The organism is Nakamurella lactea DSM 19367, assembly GCF_000426645.1.
Taxonomy (GTDB): domain Bacteria; phylum Actinomycetota; class Actinomycetes; order Mycobacteriales; family Nakamurellaceae; genus Nakamurella; species Nakamurella lactea.
The window spans coordinates 165,396-181,029 of record NZ_KE384549.1; the positions used below are offsets into that span (position 1 = coordinate 165,396).

The 15,634-nt window shown below is 71.2% G+C and carries 13 protein-coding genes; 12 read left to right on the forward strand and 1 reads right to left on the reverse strand.

Going from position 1 to position 15,634, the window contains the following annotated elements; all coding sequences use genetic code 11:
• Positions 1–31 precede the first annotated feature (31 nt).
• From K340_RS0121635 to metK, 11 genes are all read left to right on the forward strand, one after another.
• Positions 32–1,459 carry a phosphomannomutase/phosphoglucomutase gene (locus K340_RS0121635; RefSeq protein ID WP_051267160.1) on the forward strand — a complete coding sequence of 476 codons (1,428 nt, stop codon included), beginning with the start codon at positions 32–34 and terminating at the stop codon, positions 1,457–1,459.
• Between the two features lie 132 nt (positions 1,460–1,591).
• A complete protein-coding gene (locus tag K340_RS32280; RefSeq protein ID WP_037366124.1) occupies positions 1,592–1,879 on the forward strand; it encodes a Trm112 family protein in 288 nt (95 codons plus the stop codon).
• The gene (locus K340_RS34690; protein ID WP_051267162.1) at positions 1,876–3,273 is read left to right on the forward strand and encodes a hypothetical protein; all 1,398 of its coding nucleotides are present in this window, start codon (positions 1,876–1,878) and stop codon (positions 3,271–3,273) included. Before K340_RS32280 ends, K340_RS34690 begins: the two co-directional genes overlap by 4 nt.
• Positions 3,274–3,421: 148 nt before the next feature.
• Entirely contained in the window at positions 3,422–4,627 is a 1,206-nt protein-coding gene (manA, locus tag K340_RS0121650; RefSeq protein ID WP_154674445.1) for a mannose-6-phosphate isomerase, class I, read from the forward strand.
• A gap of 115 nt (positions 4,628–4,742) precedes the next feature.
• On the forward strand, positions 4,743–6,338 hold the full coding sequence (locus tag K340_RS32290) for an amino acid permease (RefSeq protein ID WP_051267164.1): 1,596 nt from the start codon (positions 4,743–4,745) through the stop codon (positions 6,336–6,338).
• Between the two features lie 155 nt (positions 6,339–6,493).
• On the forward strand, positions 6,494–7,843 hold the full coding sequence (locus K340_RS0121660; protein WP_029138232.1) for an acetyl-CoA carboxylase biotin carboxylase subunit: 1,350 nt from the start codon (positions 6,494–6,496) through the stop codon (positions 7,841–7,843).
• A 241-nt stretch (positions 7,844–8,084) separates the two neighbouring features.
• Complete coding sequence (mihF, locus tag K340_RS0121665; RefSeq protein ID WP_029138233.1) at positions 8,085–8,399, forward strand: integration host factor, actinobacterial type; 315 nt, start codon at positions 8,085–8,087, stop codon at positions 8,397–8,399.
• Between the two features lie 43 nt (positions 8,400–8,442).
• Positions 8,443–9,057 (forward strand): guanylate kinase, encoded by a 615-nt coding sequence (gene gmk, locus K340_RS0121670; protein ID WP_051267166.1) that lies wholly within the window; start codon positions 8,443–8,445, stop codon positions 9,055–9,057.
• A gap of 171 nt (positions 9,058–9,228) precedes the next feature.
• The gene (gene rpoZ / locus K340_RS0121675) at positions 9,229–9,489 is read left to right on the forward strand and encodes a DNA-directed RNA polymerase subunit omega (RefSeq protein WP_029138235.1); all 261 of its coding nucleotides are present in this window, start codon (positions 9,229–9,231) and stop codon (positions 9,487–9,489) included.
• 35 nt (positions 9,490–9,524) lie between these two features.
• A complete protein-coding gene (coaBC, locus tag K340_RS32295) occupies positions 9,525–10,838 on the forward strand; it encodes a bifunctional phosphopantothenoylcysteine decarboxylase/phosphopantothenate--cysteine ligase CoaBC (protein WP_084614837.1) in 1,314 nt (437 codons plus the stop codon).
• Positions 10,835–12,046, forward strand: a complete 1,212-nt coding sequence (gene metK / locus K340_RS0121685) for a methionine adenosyltransferase (RefSeq protein WP_029138236.1) — start codon at positions 10,835–10,837, stop codon at positions 12,044–12,046. Before coaBC ends, metK begins: the two co-directional genes overlap by 4 nt.
• Positions 12,047–12,095: 49 nt before the next feature.
• On the opposite strand, the gene K340_RS0121690 is transcribed toward metK, so the two are convergent.
• Entirely contained in the window at positions 12,096–13,001 is a 906-nt protein-coding gene (locus tag K340_RS0121690; protein WP_211229582.1) for a VOC family protein, read from the reverse strand.
• Between the two features lie 185 nt (positions 13,002–13,186).
• Between K340_RS0121690 and K340_RS0121695 the strand changes: the two genes are divergently transcribed.
• Positions 13,187–15,418 carry a primosomal protein N' family DNA-binding protein gene (locus K340_RS0121695; protein ID WP_051267167.1) on the forward strand — a complete coding sequence of 744 codons (2,232 nt, stop codon included), beginning with the start codon at positions 13,187–13,189 and terminating at the stop codon, positions 15,416–15,418.
• Positions 15,419–15,634: the final 216 nt, after the last annotated feature.

Below are 15,634 nucleotides of genomic sequence, written 5' to 3' on the forward strand. Positions count from 1 at the left end.
GTCGGACCCGATCGTCACCGAGAGGACCTACATGCAGGACAACCAGGCGTCAGCCACCGACCCGGCGGCAGCGCTCGGCCAGATCGTCAAGGCCTACGACATTCGCGGACTGGTCGGCGATCAGCTGACCGCCGAACTGTGCCGCGCACTGGGCCTGGCGTTCGGCCGGTTCGTGTCGGGCCAGAGCGATCCGCTGCCGGCTGGCATCGACCCGGCCACCAGCGTGGTGATCGCCCACGACATGCGCGATTCGTCGCCGGAGCTCTCCGGCGCCTTCGCGGAGGGCGTGACCAGCGCCGGGGTCGATGTGGTCAGGGCCGGGCTGGCGTCGACCGACATGCTCTACTTCGCCTCCGGATCGCTGAACCTGCCAGGCGCGATGTTCACCGCCTCGCACAACCCGGCCAGCTACAACGGGATCAAGACCTGCCTGGCGGGCGCGGTACCGATCAGCCTGGACACCGGCCTGGCCGGGATCCGGGACGCGGCCGCCGCCACCCTCCGCGGCCAGGGTGCGACGCCGTCGGCCACCCCGGGCACCACCTCCGACCAGGAGCTGCTCGGTGCCTACGCCGAGTTCCTGCACTCCCTGGTGGACCTGTCGTCGATCCGCCCGCTGTCGGTGGTGGTCGATGCCGGCAACGGGATGGCCGGCTACACCGTTCCGGCGGTGTTCTCCGGGCTGCCGCTGCAGGTGCACGAGCTGTACTTCGAGCTCGACGGCAACTTCCCGAACCACGAGGCGAACCCGTTGGACCCGGCGAACCTGGTCGATCTGCAGGCCGAGGTGCGTCGGCTCGGTGCCGACATCGGGCTGGCCTTCGACGGCGACGCCGACCGCTGCTTCGTGATCGACCAGAACGGCGATGCGGTCTCGCCCAGTGCGATCACCGGCCTGGTGGCCGCCCGCGAGCTGGCCAGGAATCCTGGCGCGACCATCCTGCACAACCTGATCACCTCCAGGGCGGTGCCGGAGGTGATCACCGAGCACGGCGGCGTCCCGGTCCGGACCAGGGTCGGCCACTCGTTCATCAAGGCCGAGATGGCCAGGACCGGCGCGGTGTTCGGCGGTGAGCACTCGGCGCACTACTACTTCGCCGACTTCTTCCGGGCCGATACCGGGATGCTGGCCGCAATGCACGTGCTGGCCGCGCTGGGTGGCCAGGACCGGCCGTTGTCCGAGCTGGCCGCCGAGTACGAGCGGTACAGCGCCTCGGGCGAGATCAACTCGACGGTGCAGGACGTGCCGGCCGTGCAGGCGAAGATCCGCGCCTGGGCCGCCGACCGCGGCGGCGAGATCGACGAGTTGGACGGGCTGACGGTCTCGCTGCCCGACGGCAGTTGGGCCAACATCAGGGCCAGCAACACCGAGCCGCTGCTGCGGCTGAACGCCGAGGCCGCCACGCCGGAGGAGATGGCCGCGCTGCGGGCCGAGTTGTTGGCGATCATTCGGGGCTGACGGGCGGGGAGAAACCCTCCGAATCGGTGGGTTTCCTTGCGGCGACGGCTCGAATGCGGGCAGCGAGCCTCCACGTCGGTGGATTGCTCGCGGCCCGTCCCGGTAGGGAACGCGGCGTGGAAGGATGATCCCATGGTCTTGCAACTGGATCCTGTACTGCTGGACGTGTTGGCCTGCCCGGACACCCATCACGCCCCCCTGACCGTCGGTACCGCCGACGACCCGGACGCGGATGCGTTGACCTGCACCGAATGCGGGCGCGTCTTCCCGGTCCGGGACGGCATCCCGGTGCTGCTGCTGGACGAGGCCACCGGCGGACCCGCCGGCGACCCGGCGGATTCGGCAGACGCCGCAGAATCCACGGGCACCTCAGACGCTGCAGACGTCGCAGACCCCGCGGGAACCCAGCCGACGCCATGACCGGTGGCGGCGTCGACCTGCTGCACGACCCGTCAGGGTTGGTGGCCGCGGACGGCGCCCGGCTGTTACCGGCCGCTGCCACCGCCGGCGCGCAGGTGCGGGCCGTGCACGCGGCACTGGCGGACCTCCCGGAGTTGGACACTCCGCGCGCCCTGGTGATCGCCGGAACGCGGGTGACGGCCGAGGCCGACCTGCTGCGGGCCGCCATCGGCGCCCGCGCCACCGCGCCGGTAGTGGCCGTCCAGGAGTTGCCGTCGTGGGTGGGGGCGCTGGACCTGGTGGTGGTGCTGGCCGGCCAGGTGCACGACCCGATCGCCGGCATCGCCGCCGAGCAGGCGGCCCGCCGCGGTGCGACGGTGATCGTCCGGGCCGCCGCCGGGACCCCGTCGCCAGGCGCCCACGCGATCATGCTGCCGCCGCAGGTCGCGGTCACCGAGGCGCTGGCCGCGCCGGCCCGGCTCGCTCTGCTGATCGGCGTCGCACACCGCTGCGGCCTGCTGCGCACCACGCCCGACCTGCTGGATTGGGCCGACACCCTGGACGCCACCTCGCTGGCCTGTCATCCGTCGGCGGAGGAGTTCGTCAACCCCGCCGTCACCCTTGCCGAGTACCTCTACGACGGAGCGCCGCTGCTGGTCGGCGGCGACCCGATGGGCGACGCGATCGCCGCCCTGGCCGGGCAGTTGCTCACCGACCTGGCCGGCGTCGCGGCCGCGGTGCTGCCCGCCGGGGCGGCGGCGCAGTCGCCGGCGGTGCTGCGTCGGGCGGCCGTCAGCCGCGATCTGTTCGCCGACCCGTTCGCGGACCCGGCGGAAGGCCCGCCGTGGGCCGTCCCGGTGATCATCACCCTCGGCACCGATCCGGCAGCCGGTGCGCTGGCCGCGGCGTTGCCCAGCGCTCCGGTGGTGGCCCCCGATCGCAACGAGGCCTCCGACCGGCGCCCCGATCACCAGTACCGAAGTGACCTGGAGCGGATACCGGGCGCCGGTCCGGAACGCCCGGGTCGGGAACGCGTCGCCCCGGAACGCACAGGGCAGGACGCCTCCCGGCCGATGGACGCCGCCAGCGCGGCGGCGGAACTGGTGCTGCGGCTGACCTTCGCCGCCGTCTACCTCGGGCTGGCCGCCGGGCAGCTGCCGCCGCTGGATGCGCCGGACGGGCTCGGCCCGGCCGGCACCGCGCTGGGCGCGGTACGGGCGGAGGAGCGCGGCGCCTTCGCCCCGATCCGCGACCTCGACGCCGGCGACGATGACGAACGGCTGGATGACGACTTCCTCAGCAGCATCGGCGGCCGGAACCCAGCGGATCCGAACCCGACCGATCCGTCCGGGATTGATCCGGCCGGGGCCGATCCGAACAATGGTGAGGAATCGGGTGCCGCCGGGCCGACGTGACCCGTTTGCGCGCCGCGGGCCGTCTGTCGGCGGCCGACGGGCGGCTACCGTGGGGTGACCAGTCGAGGGTGAGTCCGGCGGAACGTCGCCGGAGTGAGCGGGGCGAAGCAGTGCTGCCCCGGCAAGGTGGGAACCAGTCGTGAAGTTGATGACCAACCGGGTACGTGCCTATGCGTGGGGGTCGCGCACCGCCATCGCCGAACTGCTCGGCGAACCGGTGCCGTCCGTCCATCCGCAGGCCGAGTTGTGGATCGGTGCGCATCCCGGCGACCCGTCCGTGATCGACTCGGACAACGGCCCGATCTCGTTGGTAGAGCACATCTCCGCCGATTCAGCTACCGCGCTGGGCGGCGTCGCCGCCGAGTTCGGCGATCGCCTCCCGTTCCTGCTCAAGGTGCTCGCCGCCGCCGAACCGCTGTCGCTGCAGGCACATCCGTCGGCCACCCAGGCGAAGTCCGGCTTCGCCCAGGAGGAAGCGGCCGGCGTCGAGATCAACTCGCCGATGCGCAACTACAAGGACGCCTCCCACAAGCCCGAACTGATCTGCGCGCTCACCGAGTTCCACGCCCTGTGCGGCTTCCGCGACCCTGCCACCAGCGTCCGGCTGCTGCAGGAACTGGCCAGCCCGGAGTTCGACCGCTATCTGACCCTGTTGGCCGGCCAGCCGGACGAGCAGGGCACCAGGGCACTGTTCTCCTCGATCATCACCATGCCGCCGGCCGCGCTGATGCCGGTCCTGGATTCGGTGCTGGCGGCCTGCGTGGAACGGGTCAGGGCCGGCAGCGAGTACTCGGTCGAGTACCGCACCGCGCTGGAACTGGGGGAGCGCTACCCGGGCGACCCCGGCGTGCTGGCCTCGCTGCTGATGAACCGGGTGACGCTGCAGCCCGGCCAGGCCCTGTATCTGGGTGCCGGTAACCTGCACGCCTACCTGTCGGGCACCGGCATCGAGATCATGGCCAACTCGGACAACGTGCTGCGCGGCGGGCTCACCCCGAAGCACGTCGACGTGCCGGAACTGATGCGGGTGCTGGACTTCGCCGTCGGCGACGTCCCGGTGATCGACCCGGTGCCGGCCGGCCCTGGCCGCTGGTGCTATCCGACGCCCGCCGCCGAGTTCGAGCTGTGCCGGCTGGAGCCGACGACGGCCGGCCCGGATGCCGCCATCCCGTTGGATCACCCCGGGCCCCGGGTGCTGCTGGTGGTGCAGGGCACCGCGACCCTGACGGATCCCGGCGGCGACACCCTGCAGGTGCCGCGTGGCCGTTCGGCCTGGATCGGCGCCGCCGAGTCCGGTGTCTCGGTGAGCGGCGAATGCCTGGCCTTCCTGGCCACCGACGGCCTGACGAACTGACCCGCGAACCCGCGGTGCCCGAGCGGATCGGGCCGCGCCGGACTAGCGTCACGTGCCAACGCAGGGCATGTGTCCGGCGGCGCGTTTGCCCGGGTAGCGGAGGGACGTGACGAGCATGAGTTCGTTGTGGCGCACCAAGTCCGTCGAGCAATCCATGCAGGACACCGACGAGCCGGGCCACCAACTCAAACGCAACCTGTCCGCGCTGGACCTGACGGTGTTCGGCGTCGCCGTGGTGATCGGCGCCGGCATCTTCACCCTGGGCGCGAAGGTGGCCGCCACCAAGGCCGGCCCGTCCGTCACCATCGGTTTCCTGCTGGCCGCCGTCGCCTGCGGACTGGCCGCGATGTGCTACGCCGAGTTCGCCTCCACCGTCCCGGTGGCCGGGTCGGCCTACACGTTCTCCTACGCGACGCTGGGGGAGTTCGTCGCCTGGATCATCGGCTGGGACCTGGTGCTGGAACTGGCGTTGGGCGCGGCGGTGGTCGCCAAGGGCTGGTCGGCTTACCTCGGGAACCTGTTCGAACAGTTCGGCGGCAGCCTCACCACGATCATCGGTCCGGCCGACGGCTTCAACTTCGACTGGGGAGCGGTGCTGATCATCGCGATCCTCACCGTGCTGCTGGTGCTCGGCACCAAGCTGTCGGCGCGGGCCAACCTGGTGATCACCACCATCAAGGTGGCCGTGGTGCTGCTGGTGATCGTGGTCGGCTTCTTCTACTTCAAGGCCTCGAATCTGACGCCGTTCATCCCGCCGTCCCAGCCGGTCGACGGCGGCGGCCGCGCCCTTGACCAGCCGCTGCTGCAGCTGATCATCGGCCAGGCCCCCAGCAGCTTCGGGGTCTTCGGCATCCTGGCCGCCGCCTCGATCGTCTTCTTCGCCTTCATCGGGTTCGACATCGTCGCCACCGCGGCGGAGGAGACCAGGGAGCCGCAGCGGGATCTGCCGCGCGGCATCTTCGGCTCGCTGGCCATCGTCACCGTGCTGTACGTCCTGGTGACGGTGGTGATCACCGGAATGGTGAAGTACAACGAGCTCGGGCCGCTGCTGCCGGACGGCACCCACGACGGTGAGCACGCCACGCTCGCCTCCGCGTTCAGCCAGCTGAACGTCGACTGGGCGGCCAAGGTGATCGCGATCGGAGCGCTGGCCGGCCTCACCACCGTGGTGATGGTGCTGCTGCTCGGGCAGTCGCGGGTGGTCTTCGCGATGGCCCGCGACGGGCTGCTGCCGCGCCGGCTGGCGAAGGTGAACCAGCGCACCGGGACGCCGGCGATCATCACCGTCATCGTCGGGGCGATCGTCGCCGTGGTCGCCGGGTTCGTGCCGACCTCTGACCTGGAGGAGATGGTCAACGTCGGCACCCTGTTCGCCTTCGTGTTGGTCTCGATCGGGGTGATCATCCTGCGCCGCAGGCGGCCGGACCTGCCGCGCGGCTACAAGGTGCCGCTGATGCCGCTGATCCCGATCCTGTCGGTGATCGCCTGCGTCTGGCTGATGCTCAACCTGGTCACCTTCACCTGGATCCGATTCGGGGTCTGGATGGTGGTCGGGGTGGTCGTCTACTTCCTCTACGGCCGCCGTCATTCGATGGTCGGGCTGCGCGAGGACGGCAGCGGGATGCGCGGGCTGGCGATGAGCCAGGAGCAGCTGTCGGCCACCAGGGAAGGCATCGAGGGCAAGCCGCTGCGGCGACCGGAGGACGGGTGATCGGTCGGCTAGCCTGTGCGCCGGAGCCGTTTCCCACCAGGTAGCGCAAAGTTGTTGGGACACGCCGTGAGGTTCGCTCCACGCCGCCAGGTTTGCGCTACCTGGGTGTGGGCACCTGGGACCGACAAGCCGACTGTGGCTGACAAGGGAGTTCGATGTTCGAATCGTTGCTGGTGGCCAATCGCGGTGAGATCGCCCGCCGGGTGATCCGCACTGCGCGCGAGATGGGCCTGCGCACCGTTGCGGTGCATTCCGAGCTCGACGCCGACCTGCCGTTCGTGGCCGAGGCCGACCAGGCCGTGCTGATCGGCGGTGACGCGCCGGCCCAGGCATATCGGGATGTTGCGGCGATCCTGCAGGCGGCCAAAGACACCGGGGCACAGGCGATCCACCCCGGCTACGGGTTCCTGTCGGAGAACGCCGACTTCGCCGCTGCGGTGGCCGACGCCGGGCTGATCTGGGTCGGCCCGAGCCCGTCGGCGATCACCGCGATGGGCGACAAGATCGCCGCCCGCAACCTGATGGCGGCCGCCGGCGTGCCGGTGGCGCCTGGCACCGAGGACCCGGTCGGCACCGCTGCGGACGCGGCGGCGGCGGCCGGACAGATCGGCTACCCGGTGATGATCAAGGCGTCCGCCGGTGGCGGCGGGATGGGCATGGCGGTCGTCGACGGCGCCGAGCAGCTGGTCGCCGAATACGAGAAGGTGACGGCCTTCGCCGGCCGGATGTTCGGCGACGCGTCGGTGTTCGTGGAGCGGTACTTCCCCAGCGTGCGGCACGTCGAGGTGCAGATCCTCGGCCTGCCGGACGGGCGGATCCTCGCGCTGGGGGAACGGGACTGCTCGGTGCAGCGCCGCAACCAGAAGGTGGCCGAGGAGACCCCGTGCCCGGTGATGGATCCGGCGACCAGGGAACAGCTGCTGCAGGCGGCAAGGGACGCCGGCGCGGCGGTCTCCTACCGCGGCGCCGGCACCGTCGAGTTCCTGTTCTCCCCGGGGACGAAGGAGTTCTTCTTCCTCGAGATGAACACCAGGCTGCAGGTGGAGCATCCGATCACCGAGGAGGTGCTCGGTATCGACCTGGTGCGCGCCCAGCTGCTGGTGGCCGCGGGGGAGGACCCCGGGCTGGCCGAGGCGCCGCCGACCGGGCACGCCATCGAGCTGCGGATCAACGCCGAGGACCCGAAGCGGTTCCTGCCCGGCCCCGGCGTGATCACCAGCTGGGTGGAGCCCAGCGGCGACGGCGTGCGGGTGGACTCCGGGTACGGCCCCGGCACGACGGTGACGCCGGCCTACGACTCGCTGATGGCGAAGCTGATTGTGCACGGCGCCGATCGGGCGCAGGCACTGGAGCGGGCCGCTGCCGCGGTGGCCGGCTTCCAGATCGCCGGCCCGAAATCGAACCTGGCCTTCCACGCCGAGCTGCTGACGAACCCCGAGTTCGTCTCCGGGGCCTACGACACCGCACTGGTGGCCAGGATGCGGGCGAGGCCGCCGAAGAACTGAGACCCCTGTGAAGTGCCGCGCCCTCGCGAAATACTGAGATTCACAGCACTCCTGCGCTCTGGGGGGCCTCCGGTGATTGCCCGGGTCAGACCACCTCGGTAGGTTCGCAGGAGTCCGCGATGGAGTCCACGGGCGAGCATCGACAGAATCACCGGTATCGACAGCGAAACAGAGCCCGGCGACATCGGACGCATTTCCCCGAAGATCCGCAGAAGAACGAACACACCCGAAAGAGGACGAAGTGGCACTGCCCCAGTTGACCGACGAGCAGCGGGCCGCCGCGCTGGCCAAGGCCGCGGCCGCACGCAAGGTGCGGGCCGAGCTGAAGGAGCGGCTGAAGCGGGGCGGAACGACCCTGAAGCAGGTGCTCATCGACGCCGAGAGCGACGAGGCGCTGGCCAAGCTGAAGGTCTCCGCATTGTTGGAAGCCCTGCCGGGTGTCGGCAAGGTCCGCGCGGCCGCCCTGATGGAGCAGTTCGACATCGCCGCCAGCCGCCGGGTTCGCGGCCTCGGCGACCGGCAGCGGAAGGCGCTGCTGGACGAGTTCGGCTTCTGAGCCGCACCCGATCGATCAGCACCCGACGAATCCGCACCCGACGATGACGGCCGCAGCCGGGCCGCAGCAGGCAGCGCACCCGTCACCGGGTCGGCTGTTCGTGCTCTCCGGGCCCTCAGGGGTCGGCAAGAGCACGGTGCTGGCCCGGCTGCGGACCGTCCTGTCGACGCTGTGGTTGTCGGTGTCGGTGACCACCAGGCCGCCGCGCCCTGGTGACGTCGAGGGGGTGACGTACTACTTCGTCAGCCCCGAGCGGTTCGCCGAACTGGCCGCCGGCGGTGAGCTGCTGGAATGGGCCGAGTTCGCCGGCAACCTCTACGGCACCCCGCGCCGCGCGGTGCTGGAGCACATCGCCGCCGGCCAGGACGTGCTGCTGGAGATCGACGTCCAGGGCGCCCGGCAGGTCAGGGACGCACTGGCCGGATCCGCCGAGTTGCGACCGGTGCTGATCTTCCTGGCGCCGCCCTCGTACGAGGAATTGGCCCGGCGCCTGATCGGCCGCGGCACCGAGAGCGCGGAGATCCGCGAGGCCAGGCTGCAGGCCGCCCGCGACGAACTGGCCGCCGAGCCCGAGTTCGACCACACCGTGGTGAACCACGACGTCGAGGCGGCCGTCCAGACCTTGCTAGACTTGGTGGCTGATCAGCGTCTTCGGTGACCAGCCGTGTCGGTGACACACCGACGGTGTGGCAGCAGCCCGCGGAGCCGCCCGGATGATCCCCATGTTTTCCAAGTTCAGGAGTTGACCAGCGTGACCGTGCCCAGCACTGTGCCCACCACCGGCGAGACCGGCGCAGCCGAGACCGCCAAGACCCACACCCCGGCCGAGATCGCCGCCCTGGGCATCACCTACCCGCCGATCGACGAACTGCTGACCAGGGCGAGCTCGAAGTACGCGCTGTCGATCTACGCCGCCAAGCGCGCCCGGCAGATCAACGACTACTACGCCCAGCTCGGTGAGGGCCTGCTCGAGTACGTCGGCCCGCTGGTCGAGCCGCTGCCCAAGGAGAAGCCGCTGTCGATAGCCATGCGGGAGATCTCCGGCGGCCTGTTGGAGCATAAAGAGGGCGGCGAAGAAGGCGGCGAGTGAACCTGACGCCTCAGGTTCACCCTGGACCGGCGCCCCTGGACGGCAAGAACATCGTCCTGGGCGTCAGCGGCGGCATTGCCGCCTACAAGGCGTGTGAGCTGCTCCGCCGGCTCAAGGCGGCCGGCCACGACGTCACCGTCGTCGCCACCGAATCCGCGCTGAAGTTCGTCGGCATCGCCACCTTCGAGGCGCTGTCCGGCAACCCGGTGTCGACGGACGTCTTCACCGATGTGCCGACCGTCCGGCACGTCGCCATCGGCCAACAGGCCGATCTGGTGATCGTGGCTCCGGCCACGGCGGATCTGTTGGCCCGCACCGCATCCGGCCGCGGTGACGACCTGCTCGCAGCCACCCTGCTGGTCAGCAGGGCGCCGGTGCTGATGGCACCGGCCATGCACACCGAGATGTGGACGCACCCGGCCACCGTCGCCAACGTGGCGACCCTGCGCAGCCGCGGCGTCACCGTCGTTCCCCCGGCCGTCGGCCGGCTCACCGGCCCGGATTCCGGGCCGGGCCGATTGCCCGATCCCGAGCACCTGGCACAGCTCGCCGAGCTGCTGCTCGCCGCCGATCCGGCACACCACCCGCTGCCGTTCGATCTGGCCGGCCGGCGCGTCGTGGTGTCAGCCGGCGGTACCAGGGAAGCGCTGGACCCGGTGCGTTTCCTGGGCAACCGGTCGTCCGGCCGGCAGGGCTACGCCATCGCCCTGGTGGCGGCCGCCCGCGGCGCCGAGGTGACGCTGGTCGCGGCCAATGCCGCGCTCGCCGACCCACCGGGGGTGGTTGTTCGCCCCGTGGTGTCGGCGGTGGAGTTGCAGACCGCGATGCGTGAGGCGGTCGCTTCCGGGACCGACGCGGTGGTGATGAACGCCGCGGTCGCCGACTTCCGGCCGGCCGATCCGGCCGCCCACAAGATCAAGAAGACCGCCGACACCGGACCGCCGGCGATCGAGCTGCTGGAGAACCCGGACATCCTGGCCGGTCTGGTCGCCGATCGCGGCGCCGATCGCCGGCCGGTGATCGCCGGGTTCGCTGCCGAGACCGGTGACGACACCACCAGCCCGCTGGAGTTCGGCCGGCAGAAACTGGCCCGCAAGGGCTGCGACCTGCTGGTGGTCAACCGGGTCGACGGCGGTCGGGGTTTCGAGACCGACCACAACGCGGCCGTCATCCTGCGCACCGGCGGCGACAGCGTCGACGTGCCGTTCGGGCCCAAGACGGTGGTCGCGGCGGCCGTCTGCGACGCGCTGGCCGCCGCCCTGGCGCAGCCCGGCGACCCTGTGGCGACTAATCTCAGCACGCCGACGGCCGACAGCACCGATCTCAACACCCGAGGAGCTACCACGTGACATCCCGCCTTTTCACCTCCGAGTCGGTCACCGAAGGCCATCCGGACAAGATCTGTGATGCGATCAGTGACTCGATCCTCGACGAACTGCTGCGCCAGGACCCGGCGAGCCGGGTCGCGGTCGAGACGATGGTCACCACCGGCCAGGTGCACGTCGCCGGCGAGGTCACCACCGAGGCCTACGCCGACATCCCGACCATCGTCCGGGACACCGTGCTGAACATTGGCTACGACTCGTCGGCCAAGGGCTTCGACGGTGCCTCCTGCGGGGTCAATGTGGCGATCGGCGCGCAGTCGGCCGATATCGCCCAGGGTGTCGATACCTCCGAGGAGGCCCGGCGCGGCACCGGCGGCGGCGGTTCTCAAGCGGACGACGAGATCGCCAGGCAGGGCGCCGGCGACCAGGGCCTGATGTTCGGCTACGCCTGCAGCGACACCCCCGAGCTGATGCCGCTGCCGATCGCCCTGGCGCACCGGCTGTCCCGCCGGCTCACCGAGGTCCGCAAGGACGGCACCGTTCCGTACCTGCGTCCCGACGGCAAGACCCAGGTGACGATCGAGTACGTGGGCGACAAGGCGCTCCGGCTGGACACCGTGGTGATCTCCAGCCAGCACGCCGAGGACGTCGACCTCGACAAGCTGCTCACCCCGGACGTCACCAAGCATGTGATCGAGCCGATCATCGCCGATCTGGCCATCGACACCCGGGACTACGGAAAGCACATCAACCCCACCGGCCGGTTCGTCGTCGGCGGCCCGATGGGCGATGCCGGCCTCACCGGCCGCAAGATCATCGTCGACACCTACGGCGGGATGGCCAGGCACGGTGGCGGCGCCTTCTCCGGCAAGGACCCGTCCAAGGTCGACCGCTCCGCCGCCTACGCCATGCGCTGGGTGGCCAAGAATGCGGTGGCCGCCGGGCTGGCCGAGCGGATCGAGGTGCAGGTCGCCTACGCGATCGGCGTCGCCGCGCCGGTCGGGCTGTTCGTCGAGACGTTCGGCACCGAGCAGGTGGATCCGGACAAGATCGCCCAGGCCATCCGCGAGGTGTTCGACCTGCGGCCGGGCGCGATCATCCGGGACCTGGACCTGAAGCGGCCGATTTACGCGCAGACCGCCGCCTACGGCCACTTCGGTCGCACCGACATCGAACTGCCCTGGGAGCAGGTGGACCGGGCCGACGCGCTCAAGTCCGCCCTCGGCTTCTGACCTCAGGTCTGACGGAAACCCAGCGTTGGGGTTTCGGTAACCGGCGGGGTCAGCGCGCGGGGCCGCTCACCCGGACCAGGTTGCGCCATGGGTCGTCGAACACCAGTTCGCGACCGTCGTCGGCGACCTGGATCCCGCGGGTCTGCAGCCGTTCGCGCAGCGCGCCGAGACCGTCGGTGGTGGGCAGCTGGACCGAGACCTCACCGAGGCCGAGGGCCGGGGTCCGCTCGCCGGCGCCCTGGCTGCGCCAGGTGTTCATGCCCAGGTGATGGTGGTAGCCGCCGGCCGAGACGAACAACGCCTGGTTGCCGAACTCGGTGGTGATCTCGAAGCCGACGGTGTCGACGTAGAAACGCTTGGCGGTGGCGATGTCGCCGACCTTGAGGTGGATGTGCCCGACCCCGGTCCGCCCCTCGGTGACCTTCACCGCACCGGCATCGGTGAGCGTCTCCGTCAGAAACCGGTTTGGGTCAAGGAAGATCGTGTCCATCGCGACCCGGCCGTCGGTCCACGTCCATTCCTCGCGCGGACGGTCCCAATAGAGCTCGACACCGTTGCCCTCGGGGTCGTCGAAGTAGAAGGCCTTGCTCACCAGGTGATCCGAGCTTCCGGTGAATCCGGCTGGGTACTGCTTGGCCACCGAGTAGACCGAGGACGCGAGATCCGACTCCTGCTCGAAGAGGAACGCGGTGTGGAACAAGCCGGCCGCGGTGGCGGCGGCGTACTTGAGCTCGGGGGCGAGCTCCAACACCAGCGAGGGATTGCCCGGGCGGCCGAGGACGGCCCGACCTCCCTGAAGGGCCAGCAGGGTCAAACCGATGCCGGACTGGTAGTAGCGCACCATCGGGTCGAGGTCGCCGACCTTGAGGGTGACGGCGCCCATCGAGGTGTCGGCGTCAAGGATGTCGGTGCTGGGCAGGGCCTGGATCGCGCTGCCGTCGAGGGTGTTGTTCATGGCTCCCCAATTACTTGAAGGTTCAACTTTCTGGGTCAACGGCCCCTCAGCTCCGTCTATTCCCCGTCGCACGCCGAACCGGGCCGGCCATTTGACTCATGATGTCCGTCGCCGATCCGGGTCCGGCAGCACTGCGGTTGTGGACAGCTTGGCCGACCGACGGGGGAGTCTGATATCCACAGGGGATGACGCCCGCTGCGCAGCCGCCTCTGCTCGAGGTCGCCCCGCCGGTTGCCGGGGCGCCCGCGGCAGATCCGACCGAGGGTGCCGTGACGGCCGGCGGTGCGACCAGCGCGGCGAGCAAGGGGTCCACGAAGTCCGGTCGGCAGCGGAACACCGTCCCGAAGCAGCCGTGTCGGGACAATCCGGTGGCGTCGGTGGCGGTGGACATCTCACTGCTACACCTGGACCGGCCGTTCGACTACCTGGTGCCGGAGGCCCTGGCGGACCAGGCGGTGCCCGGCGCCAGGGTGCGGGTGCGGTTCGCCGGGCGGCTGGTCGACGGGTTCGTGCTGAGCCGGCTGGAGCGCTCCGAGCACGGCGGCCGGCTGGGCTTTCTGGAGCGGGTGGTCTCACCAGAGCCGGTGCTCACCGACGAGGTCGCCGCGCTGGCCAGGGCGGTGGCCGACCGGTACGTCGGCAGCCTCGCCGATGTGCTGCGGCTGGCGGTGCCGCCGCGGCACGCGCGGGCCGAGGCGTCGGTGCCGGAGGCGGCCGACGGTGCGCCGGCGACAACCGGGGCTGACGGCTCCCCGGTAACGGACTCCCCGGTGCCGGCCGGGGCTGACGGTGCGCCGGCGACATCCGGGGCTGACGGCTCCCCGGTAACAGAGTCCCCGGTGCCGGCCGGCTGGCGGGCCTATCCGGCGGGCGGGGCGTTCCTGGCCGCCGTCAGCCGCGGGGCGCCGGCTCGCGCCGTCTGGCAGGCGGCCCCCGGCGAGGACTGGCCGGCCCGGTTGGCCGAGGCGGCGGCCGCCGCGCACACCGCCGGCCGTGGGGCGCTGCTGCTGGTTCCGGACGCCAGGGACCTGGCCCGGCTCGAGACCGCCCTGGCCGCGGCGTTGCCGGCAGACGGGTTCGTCACTCTCGCCGCCGATCTCGGGCCGGCCGAGCGGTACCGCCGGTTCCTGCGGATTCGGCGGGGGCTGGCGACGGTGGTCGCCGGGACCAGGGCGGCCGCCTTCGCCCCGGTCGCCGACCTGGCCATGGTGGCCATCTTCGACGACGGCGACGAGATGTTCGCCGAGCCGCGCGCGCCGTATCCGCATGCCCGCGAGGTGCTGATGATGAGGTCGGCGGCCGCCGGTTGCGCGCTGTTGGTCGGCGGCATCTCGCGCACCGCCGAGGCTCAGCTGCTGGTCGAGTCCGGTTGGGCGAAGGAGATCGCCGCGCCCCGGCTGACCATTCGCGAGCGCTCGCCGCGGATCGAGGCGCAAGGCGACAGCTATGCCGTCGGCGCCGACTCGGCGGCATCGGGCGCCAGGTTGTCGCCCGCGGCCTTCGCCGCCGCCCGCCGGGCACTGGAGGCCGGCGCGCCGGTCCTGGTGCAGGTGCCGCGCCGGGGCTACCTGCCCACCCTGGTCTGCGTGACCTGCCGTCGTCCGGCGCGTTGCCGGCGCTGCCACGGGCCACTGGGCATCGTGGCCGGTAACCGCATCCCGAGCTGTCGCTGGTGCGGTGCACCGGAGGCGCACTTCACCTGCGGGGCCTGCGGTGGCCATGAGCTGCGGGCGGCCGGCCAGGGTGCCCGGCGGACCGCGGAGGAGCTGGGTCGGGCCTTCCCTGGTGCCGCCCTGGTCACGTCGGCCGGCGACAGCATCAAGGACAGCGTGCCGGCCGGGCCCGCCATCGTGGTGGCCACCCCCGGCGCCGAGCCGGTGGCCGACGGGGGATATGGAGCGGCGCTGCTGCTGGACGGCGGTCTGCTGCTGTCCCGACCCGACCTGCGGGCGGCCGAGGTGGCGTTGCGGCGGTGGCTGACAGCGGCCGCCCTGGTCCGGCCGGCGTCCGCCGGCGGCCGGGTGGTGCTCGGTGTCGACGGCTCGGTGCCGGCGGCGCAGGCGCTGATCCGCTGGGATCCGGCCTGGCACGCCGCCTCGGAGCTGGCCGGTCGCCGCGAGCTCGGATTCCCTCCGGTGGTGGCGATGGCCTCACTCACCGGCGGCGAGGACGACATCGCCGCCGCGCTGGACGACCTGCGGCTGCCGGAAGGGGCCGAGGTGCTCGGCCCGGTACCGGTGGACGAACCGCCCGGCGCGGGGGGACCGGTCGCGGAGAAATCGCGGGCACTGCTGCGGACCGGGCAGACCGGTCGCCGGGAGCTGACCGCGGCCCTGCGGGTGATGGCGACCGAGCTGTCCGCGCGCAAGAACGCGGTGACGCCGCGGATCCAGGTCGACCCGGTCGACGCGCTCTGATTCGCCGGCGTAGCGGGGTTGTCCCGCCCGGGGGCGTAGCGGGGTTGTCCCGCCCGGGGGCGTAGCAGGGTTGTCCCGCCCGGGGGCGTAGCAGGGTTGTCCCACTCGCGCGCCGACAACATAATGCCGTGCTGATATCAGGGCAACCTGATATGCTCGGATCCGACAGGCAGTCTCGTCATCGCAGTCGATCGGAGCGAACCATGATCAGCGGAC

What these genes read in the sequence shown, in the direction of transcription:
- K340_RS32280 (WP_037366124.1), top strand. Translation starts at nt 1,592, where the DNA reads ATGGTCTTGCAACTGGATCCTGTACTGCTGGACGTGTTGGCCTGCCCG.
- K340_RS0121695 (WP_051267167.1), top strand. Translation starts at nt 13,187, where the DNA reads ATGACGCCCGCTGCGCAGCCGCCTCTGCTCGAGGTCGCCCCGCCGGTT.
- K340_RS34690 (WP_051267162.1), top strand. Translation starts at nt 1,876, where the DNA reads ATGACCGGTGGCGGCGTCGACCTGCTGCACGACCCGTCAGGGTTGGTG.
- gmk (WP_051267166.1), top strand. Translation starts at nt 8,443, where the DNA reads ATGACGGCCGCAGCCGGGCCGCAGCAGGCAGCGCACCCGTCACCGGGT.
- K340_RS0121635 (WP_051267160.1), top strand. Translation starts at nt 32, where the DNA reads ATGCAGGACAACCAGGCGTCAGCCACCGACCCGGCGGCAGCGCTCGGC.
- K340_RS32290 (WP_051267164.1), top strand. Translation starts at nt 4,743, where the DNA reads ATGAGTTCGTTGTGGCGCACCAAGTCCGTCGAGCAATCCATGCAGGAC.
- manA (WP_154674445.1), top strand. Translation starts at nt 3,422, where the DNA reads ATGACCAACCGGGTACGTGCCTATGCGTGGGGGTCGCGCACCGCCATC.
- K340_RS0121690 (WP_211229582.1), bottom strand. Translation starts at nt 13,001, where the DNA reads ATGAACAACACCCTCGACGGCAGCGCGATCCAGGCCCTGCCCAGCACC.
- K340_RS0121660 (WP_029138232.1), top strand. Translation starts at nt 6,494, where the DNA reads ATGTTCGAATCGTTGCTGGTGGCCAATCGCGGTGAGATCGCCCGCCGG.